Annotated in this window: 20 protein-coding genes and 1 pseudogene; 4 read left to right on the top strand and 17 right to left on the bottom strand. The window is 60.1% G+C overall.

The genetic code is table 11. The features are described from left to right. Window positions 1–5 precede the first annotated feature (5 nt). The 7 genes from G5179_RS05860 to G5179_RS05830 all read right to left on the bottom strand — a co-directional run bounded on the left by G5179_RS05860 (window position 6) and on the right by G5179_RS05830 (window position 6,581). The gene (locus G5179_RS05860) at window positions 6–1,442 is read right to left on the bottom strand and encodes an ATP-binding protein (protein WP_421249398.1); all 1,437 of its coding nucleotides are present in this window, start codon (window positions 1,440–1,442) and stop codon (window positions 6–8) included. Further along, a complete protein-coding gene (locus tag G5179_RS05855) occupies window positions 1,439–2,125 on the bottom strand; it encodes a response regulator (protein ID WP_005335091.1) in 687 nt (228 codons plus the stop codon). Before G5179_RS05855 ends, G5179_RS05860 begins: the two co-directional genes overlap by 4 nt. 130 nt (window positions 2,126–2,255) lie before the next feature. Further along, the gene (locus G5179_RS05850) at window positions 2,256–2,888 is read right to left on the bottom strand and encodes a tetratricopeptide repeat protein (RefSeq protein ID WP_421258040.1); all 633 of its coding nucleotides are present in this window, start codon (window positions 2,886–2,888) and stop codon (window positions 2,256–2,258) included. 1 nt (window position 2,889) lies between these two features. Continuing rightward, window positions 2,890–3,759 carry an SDR family oxidoreductase gene (locus G5179_RS05845; RefSeq protein WP_042082681.1) on the bottom strand — a complete coding sequence of 290 codons (870 nt, stop codon included), beginning with the start codon at window positions 3,757–3,759 and terminating at the stop codon, window positions 2,890–2,892. Between the two features lie 34 nt (window positions 3,760–3,793). After that, window positions 3,794–4,447 (bottom strand): TenA family transcriptional regulator, encoded by a 654-nt coding sequence (locus tag G5179_RS05840; protein ID WP_266134327.1) that lies wholly within the window; start codon window positions 4,445–4,447, stop codon window positions 3,794–3,796. Next, the gene (locus tag G5179_RS05835) at window positions 4,444–5,910 is read right to left on the bottom strand and encodes an AMP-dependent synthetase/ligase (RefSeq protein ID WP_421258039.1); all 1,467 of its coding nucleotides are present in this window, start codon (window positions 5,908–5,910) and stop codon (window positions 4,444–4,446) included. The genes G5179_RS05840 and G5179_RS05835 overlap by 4 nt, the downstream gene beginning before the upstream one ends. After that, window positions 5,907–6,581 (bottom strand): thermostable hemolysin, encoded by a 675-nt coding sequence (locus tag G5179_RS05830; RefSeq protein WP_106842811.1) that lies wholly within the window; start codon window positions 6,579–6,581, stop codon window positions 5,907–5,909. Before G5179_RS05830 ends, G5179_RS05835 begins: the two co-directional genes overlap by 4 nt. 144 nt (window positions 6,582–6,725) lie before the next feature. Here G5179_RS05830 and G5179_RS05825 point away from each other — a divergent pair, with 144 nt between their 5' ends. Beyond that, window positions 6,726–7,373: a class I SAM-dependent methyltransferase gene (locus G5179_RS05825; RefSeq protein ID WP_421258038.1), complete on the top strand. Its 648-nt coding sequence runs from the start codon at window positions 6,726–6,728 to the stop codon at window positions 7,371–7,373. Window positions 7,374–7,412: 39 nt separating this feature from the next. Here G5179_RS05825 and G5179_RS05820 read toward each other — a convergent pair whose 3' ends face one another. From G5179_RS05820 to G5179_RS05810, 3 genes and pseudogenes are all read right to left on the bottom strand, one after another. Beyond that, window positions 7,413–8,801: an NAD(P)/FAD-dependent oxidoreductase gene (locus tag G5179_RS05820; protein WP_421258037.1), complete on the bottom strand. Its 1,389-nt coding sequence runs from the start codon at window positions 8,799–8,801 to the stop codon at window positions 7,413–7,415. 28 nt (window positions 8,802–8,829) lie between these two features. Then, a complete protein-coding gene (locus G5179_RS05815) occupies window positions 8,830–9,000 on the bottom strand; it encodes a hypothetical protein (RefSeq protein WP_421258072.1) in 171 nt (56 codons plus the stop codon). A gap of 27 nt (window positions 9,001–9,027) precedes the next feature. After that, a pseudogene (locus G5179_RS05810) lies at window positions 9,028–9,749 on the bottom strand (ABC transporter six-transmembrane domain-containing protein); the annotation flags it as partial. A gap of 107 nt (window positions 9,750–9,856) precedes the next feature. On the opposite strand from G5179_RS05810, the gene G5179_RS05805 reads away from it, so the two are divergent. From G5179_RS05805 to G5179_RS05795, 3 genes are all read left to right on the top strand, one after another. Then, window positions 9,857–10,450 carry a TetR/AcrR family transcriptional regulator gene (locus G5179_RS05805; protein ID WP_421254228.1) on the top strand — a complete coding sequence of 198 codons (594 nt, stop codon included), beginning with the start codon at window positions 9,857–9,859 and terminating at the stop codon, window positions 10,448–10,450. Window positions 10,451–10,557: 107 nt separating this feature from the next. Beyond that, on the top strand, window positions 10,558–11,784 hold the full coding sequence (locus G5179_RS05800) for a winged helix-turn-helix domain-containing protein (protein WP_421254227.1): 1,227 nt from the start codon (window positions 10,558–10,560) through the stop codon (window positions 11,782–11,784). Window positions 11,785–11,875: 91 nt separating this feature from the next. Next, window positions 11,876–12,625: a substrate-binding periplasmic protein gene (locus tag G5179_RS05795; RefSeq protein WP_421258036.1), complete on the top strand. Its 750-nt coding sequence runs from the start codon at window positions 11,876–11,878 to the stop codon at window positions 12,623–12,625. A 122-nt stretch (window positions 12,626–12,747) separates the two neighbouring features. Here the strand turns inward: G5179_RS05795 and frdD are convergent, their stop codons facing one another. The 7 genes from frdD to mscM form a co-directional block, all read right to left on the bottom strand. Then, the gene (frdD, locus tag G5179_RS05790) at window positions 12,748–13,104 is read right to left on the bottom strand and encodes a fumarate reductase subunit FrdD (protein ID WP_227342095.1); all 357 of its coding nucleotides are present in this window, start codon (window positions 13,102–13,104) and stop codon (window positions 12,748–12,750) included. Window positions 13,105–13,114: 10 nt separating this feature from the next. Beyond that, a complete protein-coding gene (locus G5179_RS05785; RefSeq protein WP_005335058.1) occupies window positions 13,115–13,513 on the bottom strand; it encodes a hypothetical protein in 399 nt (132 codons plus the stop codon). A 16-nt stretch (window positions 13,514–13,529) separates the two neighbouring features. Further along, on the bottom strand, window positions 13,530–14,264 hold the full coding sequence (locus G5179_RS05780; RefSeq protein ID WP_005335057.1) for a succinate dehydrogenase/fumarate reductase iron-sulfur subunit: 735 nt from the start codon (window positions 14,262–14,264) through the stop codon (window positions 13,530–13,532). Then, the gene (gene frdA / locus G5179_RS05775) at window positions 14,257–16,041 is read right to left on the bottom strand and encodes a fumarate reductase (quinol) flavoprotein subunit (RefSeq protein ID WP_005335056.1); all 1,785 of its coding nucleotides are present in this window, start codon (window positions 16,039–16,041) and stop codon (window positions 14,257–14,259) included. Before frdA ends, G5179_RS05780 begins: the two co-directional genes overlap by 8 nt. Before the next feature lie 509 nt (window positions 16,042–16,550). Then, window positions 16,551–18,428: a methyl-accepting chemotaxis protein gene (locus G5179_RS05770; protein ID WP_216953047.1), complete on the bottom strand. Its 1,878-nt coding sequence runs from the start codon at window positions 18,426–18,428 to the stop codon at window positions 16,551–16,553. 158 nt (window positions 18,429–18,586) lie between these two features. Continuing rightward, on the bottom strand, window positions 18,587–19,264 hold the full coding sequence (locus tag G5179_RS05765; protein ID WP_216953048.1) for a glycerophosphodiester phosphodiesterase: 678 nt from the start codon (window positions 19,262–19,264) through the stop codon (window positions 18,587–18,589). A 24-nt stretch (window positions 19,265–19,288) separates the two neighbouring features. Next, complete coding sequence (mscM, locus tag G5179_RS05760; protein WP_421258035.1) at window positions 19,289–22,570, bottom strand: miniconductance mechanosensitive channel MscM; 3,282 nt, start codon at window positions 22,568–22,570, stop codon at window positions 19,289–19,291. Window positions 22,571–22,686 lie beyond the last annotated feature (116 nt).

The following is a 22,686-nucleotide window of genomic DNA, read 5'->3' as shown; positions in this document are numbered from 1 at the left end:
TTTACTTATCTTGCCGGCGGCAGCGGGAGCAGCACACTCACCTCCAACCCCCCTTCCGGTCGGTTGTGGACATCGAGATCGGCGCCGTGCAGCTGGGCGATGCGCGAGACGATGGCCATGCCGAGACCGACGCCATCCCCCTGCTGGGGATTGACCCGAAAGAAGCGTTCATACAGCCGGGGCAAGGCGTTGGCGGGAATGCCGGGGCCATTGTCGCTCACATCTACCCTCACCCGGTTGACCTCTCGCAGTACCCGCACCCTGATCTCGCCCTCCGGCTGGGTATAGCGCAGCGCATTGTCGATGAGATTGCTGAACAGCAGCTCGAGCAGGGTGGCCTGCCCCATCACCAGCAGCGGCAATTCACACTCCAGCGACAGCTGCTGATCCTTCTTGAGCGCGATAGGAGCAAGCGTTGCCAGGGTGCCTTGCAGCAGGTGGCCTATCTCCAGCTCAGTCAGTACCAGTCCCTGCTGGTTGTCGATACGGGCCTGGGTCAGCAGTTGGCGGATCAGCCGATCGCTGCGGTCGAGGGCCTGCAACATCTTGTGCAGGGATTGCTGGCGACTGGCGTCATCAATGGCAGCCAGGGCATTTTCACTGTGGATCCGCAGCACCGCCAGCGGGGTGCGCAGCTCGTGGGCCGCCTCGTTGGTGAACTGTTTCTCCCGCTCTATGGTCTCCGCCAGTGCCTGCATCAGCCGGTTGATCTCGTTGGTGAGAGGCGTCAGCTCCTGAGCGCTTATCTTGAGGCTGAGGGGGCTCAGGTTGGCGGGGTGACGCTCGCTGATGGCCTGGGCCAGCTGGCGCAGGGGGGCCAGCCCGCGAGTGATGAGCCACCAGAGCAGGGCCAGCAGAAACGGGAGGGTGATCAGCAGCGGCAGCATGGTGAGGGTGGCCATCTTGCTGGCCAGTTCGCTGCGCTCGTCGTCCCGCTCGGCCACCACCAGCCAGGTCTGCTCCTGTTGGTTGTAGAGAGTGAAGGTGCGCCACTGGTGATTATCTTTTTCGACCGTGTCGAAGCCGATAGCCAAGGTGACCAGCGGCTGCTCCGGGGCGCTGGGGGCGCGCAGCAGCAGGCCGCCCTTTTCATCGAGCAGCTGGAAGTAGAGATTGCGTTCGAACTCGTGGCCGTAGGGGGTGATCTCCCGATCTTCGCCGGTCAGGTTGAGGCTGGGATCTTTTTGCCACTCATCGGGGTTCTGCGCCTCCCACTCCTGATAGACGGTGCCATTGGCGGGCAACTGCCCCTGCTGGGCCATATAGCGGGCCAGCAGCTGGTTGGTGATGCGCGCCGACTGGGCGAGGCGGGCATCAAACAGCTCCTCCATTTCGTGGCTCGCCTCCATGTAGCCGATAAAGGCGCTGATGGTAAGACTCAGGCTCACCAGCGTCAGGATACCGGTGAGCAGAAAGCGGCGAATGGAGCGGGGACGTTTCATCGTGCGGGTGTCCGGCTTGGCTGTTCGAGCTGGGGAATGATGTATCCGACCCCGCGAATATTGCGGATAAGGTCGCTGTAGAACTTCTTGCGCAGATGGTGGATATGCACCTCTACCGCGTTGCTCTCGGCCCCTTCATCCCAGCCGTAGAGGCTCTGTTGCAGCTGATCCTTGCTCAGCACCCGGCCGCTCTGGCTGATCAGCTCCTGCAGCAGCTTGTATTCGTGGGGGGTGAGTTTGACCGCCTCCCCCTGATAGGTGACCTGCTGGGATTCTGGATAGATGAGGATGTCGCCATACTCCAGTACCGCCTGAGCCTGCCCCTTGCTGCGACGAACCAGGGCGCGCAGGCGGGCGTTGAGCTCCTGCAGGGCGAAGGGCTTGACCATGTAGTCGTCGGAGCCGGCATCGAGGCCGACCACCCGATCGTCCAGCGCATCGCGGGCGGTGAGGATCAGCACAGGCAGCTGGTGTCCTTCACGTCGCAACTTGCGCAGCAGGCTGAGGCCATCGATGTCGGGCAGGTTGAGATCGAGGATCAGGGCGGCGAACTCGTCGCTCTTGAGGGCTGCCAGAGCGGGCAACCCCTGTTGCAGCCAGTCCACCGTGTAGCCGCTATGGCGCAGTGCATCCTGCATACCATCCCCCAGCATCACATCATCTTCCACCAGCAGGATCCGCATTCTTTTCTCCCTGTTTGTTGGGTGTGGCGATCTGGCTCAGCGCCAGGGCGTGCCGTGGCATAAACAACCCTGCCCACCAGTATGCAAGCTGGTGGGCAGAGTTTAAATAGTTCTTTGATCCATCAGGGTTTTATAGCTTGGCCAGCCGATCGCGGATCTCCATTCTGCGCCCTTCGTCGGCCACTTCGCGACCCGGGCGGGCCGGGGCGGCCAGCGCCTTGTCGAGATAGGTTTTGGCCTCGGCCTTGCGCCCCTGATCCAGCAGGAAGTCGCCATAGAAGAAGTTGGGGTCGATGCCATCGGGATTGATGGCCAGCGCCTGCTTGAGCAGCTGCTCTGCCTTTTCGTCATCGCCAAAGCCGACCGGCCAGCCGGGCACCTGATAGTAGAGGGAGCCCAGGCTGGTATAGGCGGAGCCATCCAGCGCCTTTGGATCCTGTTTGAGTGCCAGCTCCAGCTTGGCTTTGGCCTCTTTCACCAGCCCCAGCGCTCCCAGCCCGCCCTTGGCGCCAGCCCAGGTGCTCTTGACGATGGCCGACCAGATCAGCAGATCGGCGCGAAAAGGCTCCTTGGCGCTGGTCGCTTCGGCTTGGGTGCTCAGGGTTTCGAGGCAGCTCTCTTTCGCCTTGCCGCTCTGTTGGTACTGGCAGACGGCCCACTGTTGCTGGATGGGGATGAGGGCATCATCCGCGGCCATAACCGAGGTGGAACCCAGCAGGATGGCGATGGCACAAGAGGTCACTGATTGACGGGAAAAATTCATATTAATGCTCCTTCTTGGTCGGGATCGGGCGGGACAAGTCTGGTTGTGGCGCACTGTTGGCGCCAGCATCAGCCGTCCCTGGCTGAAGATGACGGGCATAACGTTTGATGATCGGCAGCTGTCTGGCCAGCGCCTTGTCGACAATGCCGGGCAGCAGGGCATTGAGCCGCACGAACAGTTTTTCCGGCCAGCCGAGCCAGCTGCGGCGGGTTTCGTTGCACAGGGCGATGACCGCCTCTTCGGCCACCTCCTGCGGGCTGTCGGTCTGGGTGCCGAGCGCCGCATTCATCTCGTAGGCGGCCTCGGAGTTGAGTTTGGTGCGGGTGGCGCGTGGGGCAAAATGCAGCACCTTGATGCCGCTCCCCTCCAGCTCCCGTCCCAGCGCTTCGCTAAAGCCGCGCAGGGCAAATTTGCTGGCGCAGTAGACGCTGTAACCGGGGTAGCCGATGCTGCCCAGGCTCGAGCCCATGTTCATGATGATCCCCGGCTTGCGCATGGTTGGCAGCAGGGCACGGGTGAGCTGGATGGGCGCCTCGATATTGAGCAGCAGCTGGCGCTCCACCTGCTCGAAGCTCTGATCTTCCAGCCAGGCAAACTGGTTGCAGCCAGCGTTGTTGATCAGGATGTCGATCCCGTCCTCCAGCGCAGGGTGTTGCAACAGCTTGGCCCGCTCCTGTGCTGAGCCGAGGTCGGCGAGCACCACCTGATGGCGCTCGGGGTGGGGCAGTGACTTGCACAGCCGCTCCAGTGCCGGGCCGCGACGTCCGTGCAGCAGCAGGTGTGCCCCTTGGGCGGCCAGCTCCTGCGCCAGCTCTTCACCTATGCCACCGCTGGCGCCGGTGAGCAGCACGAGTTTCCCTTCAAGGTTCATGGTATGGATTCCCTTTTTGCTGTCTGCTGCCGACTTACGGTGTGGCGGTGAGGTTGTAGAGCATCTCGCCATAGAGGCGGTAGACCACCTTGGCCCCGTGGATGATGGCGGCCTGATCCGCCGGACTCTCGACCCGATCCATCAAGGATTCAAAGAACTTGAGGTGCTCCTGATCCAGGGCGCCGTGGGAACTCAGGTAGCTCATCGCCTGGGGTGGCAGGCCGAGACCCTTTTTCAGCTGATCAGCGACGGTGAGGGCGATGGCCACGCTGGTGCCTTCCAGTACCTGCACCATGCCGAAGAAACCCATGGGGTTGCCGCGCTGGATCTGGTCGTAGAGGAAGGCGACCATCAGCTCGATGGGTAGCCCCGGCTGGCCGTGGCGCACCGCCTCGGCATCGCCGCCACAGGCGCGGATATCGTTGAGGATCCACTCCTGATGGCCATACTCCTCGTCGATGTACTCGGCAATGGCGCCGCGCACCCACTCGTACTCCTGACCCAGCTTGCCGCCGGTGGCCATCAGCAGTGGAACTGTGTGGCGCACGTGGTAGTAAGCCTGCGCCAGAAAGGCGAGATAGGTGTCACGGCTGATATCGCCATGGCGACAGGCTTCGATGATGGGGGCGTTGAACAGATGCTCACGCTCACTGGCAGTGGCTTGTTGCAGAGTCTGATAGAAGCTCATGACGATTCTCCTGTAAGGCATTGGCTGATTTGCCGGGAAAAGTGTTGGTAAATCTCGTTGCGACGGGGGCGCCCGTTGGCGGTCAGCAGGCCGGGATGTTGATCCAGCGCCACCGGCAACCAGTGGTGCAGCCGGGCATAATCGGGCAGCCGCTGGTTCAGGCCTGCGATCTGGCGTGGCAGATCCGCCTCTTTCCCCGGCAGGGGCTGGATCAGCGCCACGTTGGCGGGTTGACCATCGCCAAAGACCACGATGCGTGCGATGGCAGGGCAGAGCTGGGCCTCGGCTTCCACCCACTCTGGCGAGAAGTTGCGGCCAAAGGCGGTGATCTGGACATTCTTCTTGCGCCCGGTGATATGGAGGTAGCCTTCTTCATCCAGATGACCCAGATCGCCTGTGGCGATCTGTTCGGGAGTCAGTTCGTTGCTGCCGAGATAGCCCAGCATGGCACTGCCGCTCACCATAATTTCGCCATCGCTGGCGATAGTGATCTGACAGTGGGGCAGGGGGCGGCCGACGCTGCCGGGCTTGTCAGCATCCAGGCTGTTGAGCGCCACCACGGAGCCACACTCCGAGAGGCCATATCCCTCATATACCGGCAGGCCGAGCTGGCGGGCGTGTTTGATCAGGTCGGGTGCTACTTTGCCGCCACCGACGGCAATAAAGCGCAGGCTCTTGAGCTGCTGGGCCAGCGTCGGGGTGCTGGTGCAGAGCGCCAGCAACAAACGCAGCAGTTCGGGCACCAGCACCAGACTGTGGGTCGACCAGCGCAGCAGGGCCTCCCCCAGCATGGCTGGATTGAGCGAACTGGATCCGGTGAAACCGAGCTCCCCGAGGGACGGAATGCGGCTGCAGGCGCCGGTCAGCAGCGGTACATAGAGACCGGTGATGTTCTCAAGCAGGGTCGCCAGCGGCAGCAGGGTGAGGTGTTTTTCCACCTTGGCTGGCGCGACACGCTCGGCCAACGCATGGCTTACCGCCATCATCTGGGTCAGTGACAGGCAGACGCCCTTGGGCTGGCCCGTGGTGCCGGAGGTGTAGGTGATCTTGGCAGTGCCCTTGGGCAGCGCCGGTCGATTGGCCGGGATATAGCGCCAGAGCGGCAGCTCGCCGGTGATCAGCGAGAGCGGCTCGGCGGCATGCCACCCCTGATGATATGGGCCCACCAGCGCATCGGCGCCGCTGCTCTCCAGCAACCAGGCCTGCTGGGCCTGACTGAAGAAGTGGGGCACCGGGATCACCACGATACCGGCTCGGGTACAGGCGAGATCCAGCAGCGCCCAGGGCAGGCCGTTGTCCAGTTGCAGCGCCAGACGGCTGATGTCGAGCTGTTGCAGCTGGCTGGCCAGACGCTGGATCTGTTGCCACAGGGTCTGGTAATCGAGACGCTGCTGGCCGCTCAGTAGCGCAGGGGATTGCGGATCCTCGTGGGCATGTTTGGCGATGGCGTCGAACAGGCTCATTGGGCGCACCTTTTTTGATGGGTCTGGTTATCACTGCTCTCGCCGGCATCGTCAAACAGGGTCGGCATGGGGGCCAGCAGATTGAGCAGCAGGCTGCGCTGGGCCAGCACCTCGCGCCCCTGATTGATGTCGCCCACCATCACCTTGGGTTGGCAACGGTAGTACTCGCCCCAGGCATCGGCGTCGGCACCCACCTGATGGGCCTGTGCAGGGGCCAGCTCCACCGGGTTGAGTTGCAGGCGGGCAAAGCTGTTGCGCAGCTTGGCGGTGCCGGTAAAGACCACGTAGTCGAGGGCGTTTTCACACAACAGACGACACAGGGCTGCGAACATCAGTCGGGCATTGCCCGGTTCGCTGCAGGCCAGATTGCCCACTTCGATAATGCGGTTGCGTGCCGGATAGACCCCGAGGCGGGTGTTGATGGCGGCCTCGATGGGTTGCTCCAGATACTGTTCCAGATAGAGAGGCCCCTCACTGGCATGATTGAGACCACAGGCACCGACCAGCGTCCCGTCCGCCCGATAGAGCCCCAGCAGACAGGGGAGGAAATGGGGGATGCGGGCGTTGAACTCGAGGGTGTAGGCGGCCTGGATATAGGTTTGCAGCGCCATGACCTGCTGCGGGGACTTGGCTAGCAGCAATCGGTAGGGGGCCTGGATCTCGATGGTCATGGGTGACTCCTTCTCTTGCGATGGTTTGAGAGTAAAAGGGCAAACTTAAGAAACCCTTAAGGAGCAAAAAAAGTTGTCAGCGAGGCAGCGGGCAGGCAATCTGCGCCGCTGTTATCCAACAGGAAGCCCCCAAGAGGAACCGCCATGTCATCCACCGTCAGCTGCCCCCTGTGTGCCAGCCATCGCAGTTATCCCCTGCCGGTGGCGGGCAAACGCTATCATCGCTGCCTCGCGTGCGAGCTGGTCTGGCTGGATCAGACGGATCATCTGGATGAGGCGGCGGAGAAGGCGGTCTATGACGGTCACGACAACCGGGTGGATGATCCCCGTTATCGCACTTTTTTGATGCGGGCTTTTGGCGAAGTGCTGGCGCGGGTGCCGCTACCTGCCAGTGGTCTCGATTTTGGCTGCGGTCCCGGCCCTGCGCTGGTGGCGATGGGACGCGAGGCAGGTTACGACATGGTTGGGTATGACAAGTTCTATGCCGACTTTCCCGAGTTGCTGACGCGTCAGTATGACTTCATCACCAGTACCGAGGTGATCGAGCATATTGCCGAGCCGCGCACGGTGCTGGCGCAGTTGTGGGATTGCCTCAAGCCCGGTGGCCTGCTGGTGCTGCAGACCCAGCGGGTGCTCAGTGACGAGCGCTTTAAAAACTGGCGCTATCGCCACGACCCGACCCACATCGTCTTCTTTGCCGAGGCATCGTTTCAGGTGCTGGCCGCCAGCTGGCAGGCCGAGCTCAGCTTCCCCCACGCCGATGTGGCGGTATTGCAAAAAGGCACGCCCTGAGGCGTGCCTTCGTCTGTTACTCGTCGGGTTCGCCCGGCGCTACTCCTTGTAGCCCTTGTCCTGCCACTGGTAGTACATCAGGGCAGATTTGACGCCGATTGACTTGAACGGCTCTGGCGGCAGCCACATCGGCAGACTCTGCTCCGCGTGGTTGAACCAGGGGTGCTCCTTGCCCTGATAGAGGCTGGCCACGATGTCGCCAAACAGGAAGGAGAGGTTGATGCCGTGGCCGTTGTAGCCGAGGGCGTAGTAGATGTTCTTGTGCTCCCCCATTACCCCCACCGCTTCGGTGCTGTCGCCGGTCATGCCGAGAACCCCGTCCCACACCTGCTCAAATTTGATCCCCTTGAGGGCCGGATAGAGGGTCACCAGCTCGGTCATCATCATCTCGCTGACCCGGTTAAGATCGCCTTTGTAGTTGAGGCCGTCGTTGAAGACGTACTCGGCATTGCCGCCACCGATGACGATACGGTTATCCGGGGTCAATACCAGATGGAACAGGATGTTGCGGGTGTCGTAGTAGGGCACCCGACTCTGCCACTGGATGGCGGCCAGCTGCTTTTTGGTGAGCGGCTCGGTGACTGCGCTCTGGGCGTGCACCGGAAAGACCCGGCCGCTGAAGTAGCCAAGTTTTGAGGTATAGCCGTTGGTCGCCAGCACTATGCTGTCGGCGGTCACCTTGTACTTGTCGGCCACATTTAGCTCGATCTGCTTGCCCTCCTTGATCCCCATTACTGGGCTCTGCTCGTAGATGGTGACGCGCGCCTGCTCCACTGCCTTGCGCAGGGCATTGACCAGTTTCATGGCGTGTACCTGACCGCCATTGGGGTCGTAGACCGCCCCCACGTAGCGGTCGGTGCCCAGTTTTTCCTCTGTAGTATCGGCGTTCCAGTACTGGAGCGGGATGCCGAGGCGATTGGCGGTTTTTACATAGTCGCGGTACTCGGCGATATCCTCCTCATCGAGGATCGCCTCCACATAGCCATCGAGCTTGAGGTCGGCCTCGACGCCGGTTGAGGCGACCAGCGCCTGCAGCTTGCGCATGCTGGCGACGGTGAGATCGTAGTGACGTTTGCTCGCTTCCCCCTCCTCATAGAGATCCATCACCTCTGAGCCCGGCAATACCATGCCGCCGTTGCGGCCCGAGGCGCCGCTGCCCACCTGCCTGGCTTCGAAGATGGCGATCTTGAGCGACGGGTTGGCCTTGGCCAGATGCCAGGCGCTGGAGAGGCCGCTGTAGCCGCCACCTATGATGGCGATATCCACCTTCATGTCTTGCGCCAGCGGGGCGCTCTCCTCTGCCGGTTTCTCCTTGAACCAGTAGCTGGTGTTGGGCTCAAAGTCGCTCGTCTTGGGGCCGCAGGCGGCGAGGAAAAAACAGCTGATGCACATGGTCAACGCTCGTTGGCAAAGGGTGGTCGGATTCATCTTCTACTCCGGTTACAGATAAAAAATATCAAATCATTTCATCGGGTTGGGCGGTGTTGACCCGGCGGCCTATGTCTCTCAGCCGGGCCAGCTGATCTGCAAGGCCGGGCCCTTCATCCAGGCTGGTGACAAAGTTCCAGAGGGAGGTCATCACAGCATAGACATGGCCTGCCGAGACCTGGGGCTGGGCCATCAGCATGGTGATGGCCAGCAGGAACAGCAGGGAAGCGCTGATGCCGACCGCCAGAAAGGCGAGTGCCTCCCGATCCGAAATCCGGATGCGGATCCAGGCCAGCGCGCGGTAGTGGCGGGCGAGGCTGGCTGGGCATGGGTGACCAGCTTGACCTCGTGTTCCAGCCGATCGTTGAGCCGCTCGTGCAGCAGCTGGTTCTTGCGCGAAAAGCCGGGCAGCAGCAGGCCGAACAGCAGCAATACCCCCATGCAGGCGATGCCGACCCAGAACTCGATCACCATTAGCATCACGGCCGCCCCGACGATGGAGATCAGGCTGGTGGCCAGGATCGGGATATGTTTCTCGAAGAAGTCGACAAACTCCCGCGCCAGGGTGACCCGCGCCACTATGGTAGATTGCCCCTCCTGCTGCTGGCGCTGGGTCAGGATCACCGGCACCGCCAGTGCCGCATAGATATGGGTAAAGGTGCGGGTATCGACCGCCCGGCGCAGGGCGCCGATGAGCCAGAACAGCAGCACGATGAGGGCGTAGCTCGAGGCCTGCAGCCACTGGCCCTTGACGATGGCGTCGATGGCAAAGCCGGCGAACAGGGGATAGACCACCAGCAGGATGTTTTCGAGGGCCACCAGCGAGAAGGTGCCCGCCAGCTTGAGGGGATTGGCCCGCGCAATCGCCCCCAGCGAACGACCGGCCGAGTGTGGCAACGGCGTGGCCTGCTCGTCGCAACTGGCTGCCGAAGTGGTTGGTGTTGTCATGGGTTATCTCCTAAGATGTCGGAAACGCTAAGTTTGAGCGAGTGCTCAAAGTTTGTTTGAGCGACTGCTCAAAGTCAAGCAGATCGATGGATATCGCAGGAGGTCAGATGGCACGCCCATCAGCAGAACAGCGCAAAGAGATGATCATCGAGGCCGTACTGGCCCTGTTTCGAGAGAAGGGGATGGCGGCATCGTCAACCCGTGATATTGCCGAGCGCACCGGTCTGGCGCGCAGCCACGTCTACCACTACTTCAAGGATTGGAAGGAGCTCTGCCTCTGCGCCGTGGAGCGTTTCACCAGTCAGGAGATAGCCGAGCAGCGGGAGTGGCTGTTGCCGCTGCCAGCCCGCGAAGCGTTGCCGCTCTTTGTGCGGGACAACCTGCCGACCAGTCAGGATGCCTCCTGGGCCATCTATCTGGATGCCTGGAACGAGTCACTGCGCGACCCGGTATTTGCCGAGAGCTACCGCAAAATCATTCTGGCGTGGCGCGAGGTGCTGGAGCAGATCCTGCAAAAGGGGATCGACAGCGGCGAGTTTGTGGCGGGCGATGCCCAGCGACTGGCGCGTCAGATCACCTCCCTCATCAACGGCTATGCCGATGACCTTATTCTGGAGCCGACACCCGAGACGGTAGAGGCCACTTATCAAGAGATCATGCTGGTGGTCAATCAGCTGGTCTTGCCCCCGGCCCACTCATAGCGGCGCAGGCACACAAGGGCGGGGAGGCATGCCAGCGTGGTGCCTCCTCCGGTTTTGTTGGCCATCCGCCGGGCGCGCGATGGTCATATACCAGGGAGCGGTTGTTGATGTCGATTACCCATTTATCACTGCAAGATGCCCGTCATCTGCAACTGGCGGCGCAGGGGCTGCTGGCCCCCCGTCGCAGCAAGGCGACCCCGGCCGATCTGCTGGCCACCATTCGCCGCATGGCGCTGCTGCAGATAGACACCATCTCGGTGGTGGCGCGCAGCCCCTATCTGGTGCTCTTTAGCCGGCTTGGCCAGTACGAACCGCGTTGGTTGGAGCAGCTGCTGGCCGACGGCGAGATCTTCGAATATTGGGCCCACGAGGCCTGCTTTGTGCCCCGCGAGGATTACCGGCTGTTGCGCCATCGGATGCTCGACCCTGCCGCCATGGGCTGGAAGTTTTCGGCCAACTGGCTTGCCACCCATCAGCAGGAGATTGGCCAGCTGATCGAGCGTATTCGCCAGCATGGTCCGGTGCGGGCGGCTGACTTTGAACGCACAACCGGCAAGGGGAACGGCTGGTGGGACTGGAAGCCGGAGAAGCGCCATCTGGAGGTGTTGTTTACCACTGGTCAGCTGATGGTACGGGAGCGGCGCAACTTTCAGCGGGTCTATGATCTCGCCGAACGGGTGCTCCCCGAGTGGAGCGACCAGCGGGATCTGCCGAGCGTCGAGCAGGCCCAACGGGATATGGTGCGCGCCAGCTGCCGGGCGCTGGGGCTGGTCAAAACTGGCTGGGTTGCGGACTACTACCGGCTGCGGCGCGGCAAATATGACGCCCTGCTCCATCAGCTGGCGGACGAGGGGGAACTGCTGCCGGTACGGGTAGACGGGTGGCAGCACGGCGCTTTTGTGCACGCCTCGCTGGCCGATGAGCTGGCAAGGGCGCAGGCGGGCACCCTCAAGGCAACCCATACCACAGCCTTGTCGCCGTTCGACCCGCTGGTGTGGGATCGCAAGCGGGCCAGTGAACTGTTCAATTTTGACTATCGCATCGAGTGCTACACCCCTGCCCCCAAGCGCCAATACGGCTACTTCGTGTTGCCCTTGCTCCATCGCGGCAAGCTGGTGGGCAGAATGGATGCCAAGGCTCATCGTCAGCAGGGGATCTTCGAGATCAAGAGCCTCTATCTGGAAGCCGGGGTGAGAGTGACCCGCACGCTTGCACAGGATCTGGCGAAAGCCCTGCAAAAGCTGGCTGACTGGCACCAGACACCGCAGCTCCGTTATGGTGCCATTCCGGCCAATTTGCTGGCGTTGTGGCATGAAAGCGCCCCTGCAAAGTGAGATCTATCCCTTCTGGGCTAAGCTGCAAGAGGGATAAACAGTTCGGGAGCGGGAGATGAAACGAGCAGGAACATGGTGGGCGGGATTGGCGATGGCTATCTTGTCCCCCGCGCTATGGGGGCAAGAGCCGCCAGTGAAGATCTGTCTGGGGGAGGGCAACGAGTGGGCCCCCTTTACCTACTGGGAGCGCAAGGACGGAGTGCCCGATACCAGCCGCCTGACCGGTTCGGCGACGACGCTGGTGCTCGATGCCCTGCAACAGAGCGGGCTCTCGCACCAGATCCGCTATCTGCCCTGGGCGCGGGTGCAGCAGGAGCTGGCGGATTATCACCAGAACGGTCTGTGCGAGCTGACCTGGGATGCCAGCTACAAGCCGGAGCGGGCCGAGTTTGCCTTCTATAGCGTACCCCTCTATTACACCCACCTCGGTTTCTTCTATCTCAAGCGCCGCTACCCCGAACCGCCGGATCTGCAGACGGTCAATCGTTCCCGGGTGTGCGGGGTGATTGGCTACAACTACACCCCCTACGGGCTTGCGCAGGAGCCACGCCGGGTCAAACAGTTGCAGCAGGCGCTCGACATGCTGGAGCGGGATCGCTGCGACTTTCTGCCAAGCGAAATCGAACCTCTGGTGGCAGGCATCAGCCTTGGCATCTACCGCAGCGAGAGCGGTTTGCTCAATCTTGCCCTGCCCAGCCGCAAGGGGTTCTATCTGCTGGTGAGCAAGGGTTCCCCCCGCGGCCACCAGTTGGTGAACATCCTCAATCAGTCGCTGGTGGCGTTTCAGGAAGGGGGGCATGCCGACGAGGTGATGCGCCGTTTCTTGCCACCGATGGAGTAGGTGCTCATCAGGAAATTCAGGTGAAAAGGGCCAGCCTGAGCAATCCGGCTGGCCCTTTTCACCTGTTCAGGAGGATAAAAAAACCGGGCACAGTGCCCGGTTTTCTCAATCAGTCGGTGTGATTACTGGAACAACAGTACCATCAGCAGACCGACGGTAATGGCAGATACCAGGAAGGCAAAGCCATAGAACACATAGTGGTGCAGCTTGGTGGTGTGGATCCCCAGATCGTGCAGACCGTGGTAGATACGGTGCATGCCGTGCCAGATTGGCAGGGCGATGATCACCAGCAGGATGCAGGCACCCCACCAAGAGCTGGCGAACGCGTGCACGCGGTCATAGCTCATGGTTTCCACGTCCATGATGCCCATGGGCACCAGCAGACCGGTGATGAGGACAATGACCGGCAGCAGCATGGCAACGACCATGCCACCCGCACCAAACAGACCCCAGTAAATTGGTTCGTCAGAACGTCTCATTGTTTTCTCCTCAGGCCACGATGATCAGGACAAGCAGGGACACCACCGCCAGCGCCACATACTGGGCGAGAACGATCGGCTTCTCCGGTACCAGGTCTTCACCACGGAAGATACGCATGGCTTTCGGCGCCAGGGCGAACCAGGTTTTGGCATGGAACAGGCACGCCGCCAGAGCGACGACATGGAACAGGATGGCGATCGGGCTTTGCAGGGATTCCAGCCAGCCGTTGAACGCTTCCTGACCCTGAACCAGGCGCATCAGGCCCCACATCAGCACAACGGCGTAGATGGAGACGAAGATACTGGTGCCTTCACGGATCATGTAACCAGTGTAGAAGGCGTTCTTCAGCCACCAGTCTTTCTTCATTTCGCGGACGTAAGGTTTACGTTTGCTATCAGTGTTGTTCATGGTCTCAATCCTGCTCTCAATCTGGCTTGAACATGGCGATCATGTAGTCCTTGGCGCTTTCGACCTTGCCAAGCTGGATGGCCGCCGCCGGATCGACGCCTTTCGGGCACACTTCGGAGCAGTAGCCCACGAAGGTACAGCCCCAGACGCCTTCGTCCTGGCTGATGATGCGCATACGCTCTTTGGCGCCGGCATCACGGTTGTCGACGTTGTAGCGATAGGCCAGAGCCAGTGCCGCCGGGCCGGTGAACTTCTTGTTGATGCCGTACTGCGGGCAGGCCGCGTAGCAGAGACCACAGTTGATGCACTGGGAGAACTGCTTGTACTGCGCCATCTGGGCCGGAGTCTGGATGTACTCGCCATCACACAGGCTGCGCGGCTCGCTCGGGATGATGTAGGGCTTGATGCTCTCCAGCTTCTCGATGAAGTCGGACATGTCGACCACCAGATCGCGCTCGATCGGGAAGTTGTTGAGCGGCTCGACGGTCATCTTGCCCGGCAGATAGTCGCGCAGGAACGCCTTGCAACCCAGCTTGGGCACACCGTTGACCATCATGCCGCAGGAGCCGCAGATCGCCATTCGGCAGGACCAGCGGAAGCTCAGGGTAGAGTCCAGGTGATCCTTGATGTACTGCAGGGCGTCCAGCAGAGACATCTCTCTCTGGTATGGCACCTGGAAGGTTTGCATCCAGGGCTCGTTATCCTGTTCCGGACGGTAGCGCAGGATCTCAATTTCAATCATCTCAGCCATTCTTCTTAGCCTCGTCTTGTTTCTCACCCTCGGAGCCGTACACGCGTTTTGCCGGCTGGGACTTAGTGATCTTCACATCGGAGTAATCGATGGAGGGCGTTTCGCCATTTTTGTAGAACGAGAGCGTGTGCTTGAGGAAGTTCACGTCATCGCGCTCTTCGTAACCATCCAGACGCTGGTGGGAACCGCGGGACTCTTTACGATTGATGGCGGAGTGCGCCATGGCTTCAGCCACGTCCAGCATGTAGCCCAGTTCGATGGCGTACAGCAGATCGGTGTTGAAGACAGAGGACTTGTCGTTGATCTTGACCTTCTTGTAACGGGCTTTTAGCTCGTTGATCTTGTCGATGGTGCCCTGCATCAGCTCTTCGGTACGGTAGATACCGACGCCGGCTTCCATGGACATGCCCAGCTCGTTGCGGATATCGGCCGGGTTTTCGGTACCGTCTACGTCCATCAGGGAGAGGTGCTGCTTGATGAGCGCCTCGGCCTTGGCGGCCAGCGCTTCGGTGTTGCCATGCTTCTGAGTCTTGGCAAATTCACCTGCCTGCTCACCGGCCAGCTTGCCGAATACCACGATCTCGGACAGGGAGTTGGAACCCAGACGGTTGGCACCGTGCAGACCGACGGAGGCACATTCGCCCGCGGCGTAGAGGCCGGGCAGACGGGTGGCGCACTTGTTGTCAGTCTCGATACCACCCATGGTGTAGTGGGCAGTCGGACGTACCGGGATGGGCTCTTTGGCCGGATCCACGTTGACGTAGGCTTTGGCCAGTTCGCAGATGAACGGCAGACGCTCTTTCAGGTACTTCTCGCCAAGGTGACGCAGGTCGAGGTGAACCACATCGCCCATCGGGCCCTGAATGACGCGGCCTTTCTGCTGCTCTTGCCAGAATGCCTGGGAAACGCGGTCGCGCGGACCCAGCTCCATGTATTTGCTCTTCGGCTGGCCGATCGGGGTTTCCGGGCCCAAGCCGTAGTCTTGCAGGTAGCGGTAGCCATCCTTGTTCAGCAGGACGCCACCCTCACCACGACAACCTTCGGTCATCAGGATGCCGGTGCCCGGCAGACCGGTCGGGTGATACTGGACGAACTCCATATCACGCAGCGGTACGCCGTGACGGTAGGCCAGTGCCATGCCGTCGCCGGTGACGATGCCACCGTTGGTGTTGTAGCGATAGACACGGCCAGCACCGCCGGTTGCCACGATCACCGATTTGGCCTGGATGAAGCGGGTGATACCGTTCTGGATGTCGAAGGTCAGTACGCCCTGAACGCGGCCGTCATCCACGATCAGATCAAGGCAGAAATGCTCGTCGAAGCGCTTGATGCTCGGGTATTTGACGGAGGTCTGGAACAGGGTGTGCAGAATGTGGAAACCGGATTTGTCAGCGGCGAACCAGGTACGGGGAACCTTCATGCCACCAAACGGACGCACGTTGGCTTTGCCATCCGGCTTGCGGCTCCAGGGGCAACCCCAGTGCTCCAGCTGGATCATCTCTTTGGTCGCGTTGTTGACGAAGTATTCCACTACGTCCTGCTCGCACAGCCAGTCACCACCGGAGACGGTGTCGTTGAAGTGGTTTTCGAGGGAGTCGTCATCACGGACGACACCGGCGGCGCCGCCTTCGGCAGCAACCGTGTGGCTGCGCATCGGGTAAACCTTGGAAATCAGGGCGATGTCCAGGTCTGGCTGTGATTCGGCTATAGCGATAGCGGCGCGTAAGCCGGTACCGCCAGCACCGATGATGGCCACATCGGTCTTGATAATATCCACATCTGCCTCCTTAGGGATAGATTTGCTGGGCACGATTTTGCTCTATGAAAAAAATTCAGGCTTGATGCAAGTCAAACTGCTAGGTTTTATTCCCTTTTTATTGGTTATTTTTCTATAAAACACCCAAATCCCTGGATGAAAATGTCGTTATTATCGTCATTTTTTGGTGTTACTGAGCAGTTGAACACCTAGCTACGAGCACTTTAACTTCTGGATTGTACGTAGTTTTCTTTCAATAAAATGCGAATCACCTCTCTTTTTAGGTACTCGCGAAAAAAATTTTAAGTTTTTTATTGTAATTTTTTAATGATAATTATTGGCATTTATCTATTCGGATAGAAATAGGTAATCCGAAGTGCTGCGGTGACCACGGCGGTGATCTGATAATTCCAGACGAATTACAAGGATTTCAAGGCGGGGTATTTGGCAGGTAATGTGAGATTACTCACTGAAAATTAAGCGCTATTTAGAAAAATAAAAGGGGCCTGTACGGCCCCTTTTGCTCATCCTCAAATGCGGAACATACCGACCTGATTGCTCAGTTCACCCGAAATATTTTTAAGTTGTTCAGAGAGATGGCGTGAGCTGTCTGCATCCACTGCCAGTTCGTCCGAGACATCTTTCACCGCCTGAATGTTGCGGCTTACCTCATCGGTGACGGCCCGCTGCTCTTCAGCCGCGCTGGAGATCTGGGTCGCCATGTCGGAGATCTGGTTGATCGAGGTGGTGATCTGCTCCAGCGCATGGGTGGCGTTGTTGGCGTCATCCACGCTGTTCTGGGCCAGCAGCTGGCCTTCGTGCATGGTGCTGACCGCCCCCTGGGTATTGCGTTGCAGGGTTTCGATCATATTGCGGATCTCGACGGTGGAGCTGTGGGTACGCTGTGACAGGACGCGCACCTCGTCGGCAACCACCGCAAAGCCGCGACCCTGTTCACCGGCACGTGCCGCTTCGATGGCGGCGTTGAGTGCCAGCAGGTTGGTCTGCTCGGCGATGCCCTGAATGGTGGAGAGGATGGTGTTGATCTCCTGAGCGTTTTTTTCCAGTTCCTGAATGATGTTGGAGGCCTGTTCCACCTGGGTGGCCAGATCGGTGATGGAGCGCTGGTTGCGGGCAATCACCTGCTTGCCATGCTCGCAGCTGCTGGAGGAGCTGCGGGCCGCTTCGGCGGTCTGCTCGGCGTTGCTGGCGACCTCGACCGCGGTGGCCGACATCTCGTGTACTGCAGTGGCGATCTGGGAGATCTCGTTTTGCTGGCGTGCCAGCCCCTGATTGGCCTTTTCCGCCATGCTGTGGGAGGACTTGGCCTGCTGATTGAGTTGGCCGGAGGAGTTGGAGATATCCTGCACCATCACATGGATCCGCTCGATGAAGGTGTTGACGTGTTTGGCAACCGCGCCTACTTCATCCTCACGTTCAATCTTGATCCGGCGGGTCAGATCGCCGTTGCCACGGGAGAGATCGGCAATCGCTTCGCCCAGGGTTTTCAAAGGGGCCAGCGAGCCGTTGATGGCGACATAGGAGAAGCCTGCCACGATCAGTATGGTGATAAGCCCCTGAATGAGGGAAGAGGTGACCATGTTGCGTACCGACTGGTAGGCGGTATCCTCATCAACCATCATGCCGTAATACCAGTTAGTATTGGGGATGGCGTTAAAGTCAAAGACCTCTTTCTTGCCGCTGATCACCAGCTCGTTGATCGTACCGTCATGAGCTATCTGGTTGATGTAAGATGCGGTCAACTCAGGGGCTAACGCAGTGGCGGGTTTCAGGCTCAGGGAGGCATCGGGGTGCGCGATGATGGTGCCATTGCTGTCCACCAGCATGGCGTAGGTGCCCTCGGTGGTGACCGCAAGAATGTCCGAGATCAGTGAGCTGATGGAGACGTCACCGGCGATGACCCCCTGGGTGTTGCCACGCTGGAACGGCTCGGCAATGGTGACAATCAGCTGGCCAGTGGAGATGTCGGCATAGGGGGCTGTGATGACCAGCTTGCCTGCGGCGGCCGCGTCCTTGTACCAGGGGCGTTGACGGGGGTCATAACCGGCGGGCAAATCGGTTGGTTTGCTCTGGATCATCTTGCCGTCTGCGGTACCGGCATAGACCAGGTCGAAGCCACCGGCATTCATGGACTGGGCCAGATGACTGATGGGTTCGTCTTCTTTGGCGAATGCTTCCTTGGTGGTGCTGACCATGCTGATCCGGGAGTCGACCCAGCGGGAGATCCCCTTGACGTTGGCCATGGAGCTTTCGTCGATGATGTTCCAGACCAGTCGCTGGGTCTCGCTGCGCAGTTGCGAGGTGTTGTACCAGACCTGTATCCCGGTGATCACCAGAATGATGACCCCGATAGCCAGGACCAGCTTGTTTTTAATCGATAAGTTCATAGTTACATCCTTGTGAGCGTCAGTCTGAGTGTGTGGAAACTGGTTATTGTTATGTGCCTGTTCTTATCGGCTGAAGTTGAACTCTTTGTATCCCGATCAGCTATTTAAAGTTAGTGCCTAAATCAGAGCTTATCCATATGTGTATCCTTGTCAGGTGGCTACAGGAAACGATCTGGACGATTGGTGAAGATTCCATCGACCCCCATGCTGGCTAGTTTTTCATAATCTTCATGATAATCAACGGTATAAACTAGAACCCTTAATCCGCGTTGATGTGCATCTTCCACCAGTATCCGGTCGACAAAATCCACGTCGCAGTTAAGTGACCAGGCCCCCAGCTCATCAGCAAACAGCGCCAGGTTGAGTGGCAGATTGGCGGTCAGGGCGCCGAGGCGGATATCGGGCCGCAAGGCGGCAAATCGGGCCAGCTCCGGGTGATGGAAGGACGAAACCACCCACTGCTCTGGGGTAAAACCAAGCTCGGCCTCTGCCCTTCGGGTCAGGGATGCCACTGCGTTAGCGGTATCGGCACCCTTGAGCTCGATATGCAGCTCGCAGCGTCCGGCGATAATCTCCATCACTTGCCACAGGGTCGGGATCACCTCTCCCTCACCGGCATCGAGTTGCTCCAGATAGGCTCGTGATTGTTCAGTCAGCACCCCCTTGCCGTTGGTACAACGCTCCAGCCTCCGATCGTGAAATACCCATAACTCGTCATCTGCTGCCTGTACATCCAGTTCGATGGCACTGACTCCCAGCGTCAGTGCTTTTGCCATCGCCTTGAGGGTGTTCTCCGGTGCCAGACCGCTGGCGCCACGATGGGCAATAATCTGCATGTTCTGCTCCTTTTACCTCGCGGATCAGCCGCGGCTCAGGTGAATGTCGATCTGTTGATGGGGCAGGGTAAGTCCCTGCTGCTGCATCTTCTCCAGCACCAGCGAGTGAACCTCGTGAGTGATGGGCATCCGGTGATCCATGTTGTTGACGTAGAGGCGGATCTCGTAGATCAGTGCCGAGTCGGTGAATTCGATCAGGAAGACCTCGGGCGTCGGCGTCTCCAATACCAGGGTCGATGCCTGGATGGACTCTTCCAGAATGCGCTGCACCAGTTTCGGATCCCGGGTCAGGCCGATCCGGATCCGCAGTTTGACCCGGGTGATGGCATCGGAGAGCGACCAGTTGATGAACTGCTCGGTGATGAAGGCCTTGTTGGGCACGATGATCTCCTTGCGATCCCAATCCACTATGGTGGTGGCCCGGGTCTTGATCTTGGTGACGGTGCCGGTGAGATCGCGGATGGTGACGGTGTCACCGAGCCGGATCGGCTTCTCAAACAGAATGATGAGGCCGGAGACAAAGTTGGCGAAGATCTCCTGTAGACCGAAACCCAACCCCACCGAGAGGGCGGCGACCAGCCACTGGGTCTTCGACCAGTCGATGCCGAGCATGGAGAAGCCGGTGAGGGCGCCGATCAGGATCACCAGATACTTGCTGGTGGTCGTGAGGGCAAAGCCGGTACCCGGGGAGAGGCTGAGGTGTTGCAGCAGGGTCAGCTCCATCAGTCCTGGCAGGTTGCGGGCAGTCACCACGGTCAGAATGAAAACGAAGGCGGTCAGCATCAGATCCTGCAGGGTGATGGCGGAGAGCTGCTCGATGCCGCCAATCTTGCTGCTCACCTGCCACACCTCGATATTGCTGAGGAAACTGAAGGCGGAGTTGAGATCCGACCATTGCACCACCACCAGCATGGTGAATCCCAGCATCAGCAGGGTGCGCACCAGTCCCAGCGACTGGGCGCTGATGGTATCGAGATCCAGCTCAGTCTCTTCCACCACGTCCGGGGTCTCGGAGCTGAGCTCGTCATGCCCCTCTTCCCGGCCGCGCTGGGCCAGGATCTCGGCCCGCTTGCTCTTGGCACGCTCGAAGGCGAGGCGGCGGCGCTGGATCAGCATCCAGCGTCTGGCCAGATAGTAGACCAGCAGGCAACCCAGCCCCATCAGCAGGCTAAGCTCCAGCTGGCGCAGCAGGGTGCGCGAGGTATAGAAGTAGCCAAACAGGGCGCCGATCACCGCCAGCAGCGGCGCCAGCATCAGGCTGTTCCAGATGAAGTGGTGCAGCAGATGGGGCTTGGTCATGTCGGTCTGGCCCCAGGTGAGCGGCAATCGCTCCCGGTTGAGACGGGCAAAGAAGAGCAGCAGCCAGAGTGCACCGATCATGAAGGCCATCCGGCCGAGGGAGTCGTAGAAGGCGTGCTCCTGATAGCTGTTGGCCATCCCCTGCACAAAGAAACTCGGGATCAGCACCAGCAGCAGGGTGCGAAACTGCCCCCATACCTTTTGCACCTGTTCCCGGGGCCAGCGGAAGTGGTGGATCAAAATCCCCCTCTCCAGTGTCAGATGGCGGGCCATCACCAACGCCAGCAGCAGAAACCAGATCTCGCCAAGGCCGCGCGCCACAGCCACCGCAAACGGGTATTGCCAGGCCCCTTCGAGCAGGCCGCGCACCATCAGCACCATGGCGGGCAAGGGGAGGGCGGCAAGCAGGGAGCGCAGCAGCAAGCGGCTGGTGAGGCTGAATTTGTCCTGAGTTACCTTGCCGATCCGCGGCGCAATATGGTCGCAATAGAGGCTCAGGTGACGGGCCAACTTGAACCAGCTCCAGGCCAGCACCAGCAGACCAATACCGGCCAGAGTGAGGCTCAGCGGGCTGTTCTCGGCGATGGCATAGGGCAGTTGCAACCAGTTGTCCGGGTTGAAGGCCAGTGTCAGCGCGGCAGGAATACCGATCATCACCTGTGGGGTAAAGGGGCGCACATCCGGCATCCAGAACAGGTGGCTGGCGCTTATTTCGCGGATCTCGTCGATCTTGCTGTTCTGACGGCTGTAGAGCAGTTTGAGGCGGGTCTGCTCCTGAATGAGGGTGTCTGAGGCGTCGTTGAGCCGGGTCAGCAGCTGGCGCCGGGCCTTGAGCAGGTTGTCGAGCACCGCTTGCTGCGGCCGATCGAGCGTCACCTCCTCTTCGGCCATCAGCTTGTCGCGCAGCTGGCGGGTATCCTTGAGCCCATCCTGCTCGCTCTCGTACTGGTACTTGGCCATGCGGGCGCTGACGATGGCGGACTCCAGCTTGTCGAGGGGGAACTGAGGAGGCAGATCGGAGAGTTTGCTGCGCAGGTTCTCGCCGTAGGCATTACTGATCTGCAGCCACTCCAGCTGTTCGCGTACCGAGTTGACCAGCTCATTCAGTTCAAACAGATTCTTGTCGACAGTGCGCTGTTCGTCCTGCACCCGCTCAATCTGATCCTCCAGCGTGCCGAGCTGGATGGAGAGCGCCTGATTCTGCTGTTGCTGCTCCAGCAGCAGCGGCATGTCGGTGGTGAGCTGTTTGCGCAGCCGTTCGCTCTCCTCCAGCGCCTGCTCGGTCTTCTCCCTACGCAGCTGGTTCTGCTGGGTAAGCAGGCTGGCTTGCCACTCATCCTCGTCGGCGATAGCCAGATTGAGCTCCTGCAGTCTCAGCTTGCCGAGATCGTTGCGCTGCTGGGCCGAGAGTTGCTCCAGCTCCAGCATCTGGATCCGGTCGGAGAGGCTCTGCTCCTTCATTCTGGTCAGCAGCAGCTGTGCCTCCTGCTGGCGATCCGATTCGCTGCTGAAGCTCAGTCGCTCCAGCTGGCTGCGGGTCAGTTGCAGCTGTTTGCGCAGATCGTCCACCCGCAGGTGATACTCCTGCCCGGTGCTCTCCAGCTGGTTGAGGCTATCCATCACCCCCTGCCGCTCCTTGCGCAGGTTGAGCTGACGGTTGCTGCTCAGACCTATGGCCTGGCGCAGCGCCTCCTCCTTGAGGCTCGCCAGCTGCGGGCGAGCTGCGGGCTGATAGTTGTGCAGGCTCTCCTTGAGGCGCGCCGACTCCTTGGGGTAATCGATGAGGATCTGCTGATAGGCTTTGCTCTGCTCCCGGTAGCGCTCGGCCTCTCTGGCAAATTGCAGCGCCTGCTGGTAGCTCTCCCGCAGCTTCTGGTTTTCCGGGGTATCGCTCTTGGGCACGCTCTGCAACAGGGATTCGGCCTGGGCAATGGCATCATCGGCGCGCACGGCTGGCGACAACAAGATAAGGGAGAGCAGCAAGAGGGTGAGCAGGCGTTGCAACATGAGGCTCGTTTCCGTTCAGAAGAGGTGGCCCTAGCCTAAAACAGGGCAGGGAGGCGGGTAAAGCAGTCTATATTAATGATTCATAACACAAATAACAGGAAGTCGTGCTGCCGTTT

Source organism: Aeromonas sp. 600886, from assembly GCF_049174935.1.
Classification (GTDB): domain Bacteria; phylum Pseudomonadota; class Gammaproteobacteria; order Enterobacterales; family Aeromonadaceae; genus Aeromonas; species Aeromonas veronii_A.
The sequence above is the reverse complement of the archived record's forward strand: the minus strand, read 5'-3'. Positions and strand labels throughout refer to the sequence as shown.

Bases quoted from the DNA above. Each gene is read 5' to 3' on its own strand.
- G5179_RS05860 (WP_421249398.1), bottom strand. From the start codon at position 1,442: ATGAAACGTCCCCGCTCCATTCGCCGCTTTCTGCTCACCGGTATCCTG.
- G5179_RS05855 (WP_005335091.1), bottom strand. From the start codon at position 2,125: ATGCGGATCCTGCTGGTGGAAGATGATGTGATGCTGGGGGATGGTATG.
- G5179_RS05850 (WP_421258040.1), bottom strand. From the start codon at position 2,888: ATGAATTTTTCCCGTCAATCAGTGACCTCTTGTGCCATCGCCATCCTG.
- G5179_RS05845 (WP_042082681.1), bottom strand. From the start codon at position 3,759: ATGAACCTTGAAGGGAAACTCGTGCTGCTCACCGGCGCCAGCGGTGGC.
- G5179_RS05840 (WP_266134327.1), bottom strand. From the start codon at position 4,447: ATGAGCTTCTATCAGACTCTGCAACAAGCCACTGCCAGTGAGCGTGAG.
- G5179_RS05835 (WP_421258039.1), bottom strand. From the start codon at position 5,910: ATGAGCCTGTTCGACGCCATCGCCAAACATGCCCACGAGGATCCGCAA.
- G5179_RS05830 (WP_106842811.1), bottom strand. From the start codon at position 6,581: ATGACCATCGAGATCCAGGCCCCCTACCGATTGCTGCTAGCCAAGTCC.
- G5179_RS05825 (WP_421258038.1), top strand. From the start codon at position 6,726: ATGTCATCCACCGTCAGCTGCCCCCTGTGTGCCAGCCATCGCAGTTAT.
- G5179_RS05820 (WP_421258037.1), bottom strand. From the start codon at position 8,801: ATGAATCCGACCACCCTTTGCCAACGAGCGTTGACCATGTGCATCAGC.
- G5179_RS05815 (WP_421258072.1), bottom strand. From the start codon at position 9,000: ATGCTGATGGCCCAGCCCCAGGTCTCGGCAGGCCATGTCTATGCTGTG.
- G5179_RS05805 (WP_421254228.1), top strand. From the start codon at position 9,857: ATGGCACGCCCATCAGCAGAACAGCGCAAAGAGATGATCATCGAGGCC.
- G5179_RS05800 (WP_421254227.1), top strand. From the start codon at position 10,558: ATGTCGATTACCCATTTATCACTGCAAGATGCCCGTCATCTGCAACTG.
- G5179_RS05795 (WP_421258036.1), top strand. From the start codon at position 11,876: ATGGCTATCTTGTCCCCCGCGCTATGGGGGCAAGAGCCGCCAGTGAAG.
- frdD (WP_227342095.1), bottom strand. From the start codon at position 13,104: ATGAGACGTTCTGACGAACCAATTTACTGGGGTCTGTTTGGTGCGGGT.
- G5179_RS05785 (WP_005335058.1), bottom strand. From the start codon at position 13,513: ATGAACAACACTGATAGCAAACGTAAACCTTACGTCCGCGAAATGAAG.
- G5179_RS05780 (WP_005335057.1), bottom strand. From the start codon at position 14,264: ATGGCTGAGATGATTGAAATTGAGATCCTGCGCTACCGTCCGGAACAG.
- G5179_RS05770 (WP_216953047.1), bottom strand. From the start codon at position 18,428: ATGAACTTATCGATTAAAAACAAGCTGGTCCTGGCTATCGGGGTCATC.
- G5179_RS05765 (WP_216953048.1), bottom strand. From the start codon at position 19,264: ATGCAGATTATTGCCCATCGTGGCGCCAGCGGTCTGGCACCGGAGAAC.
- mscM (WP_421258035.1), bottom strand. From the start codon at position 22,570: ATGTTGCAACGCCTGCTCACCCTCTTGCTGCTCTCCCTTATCTTGTTG.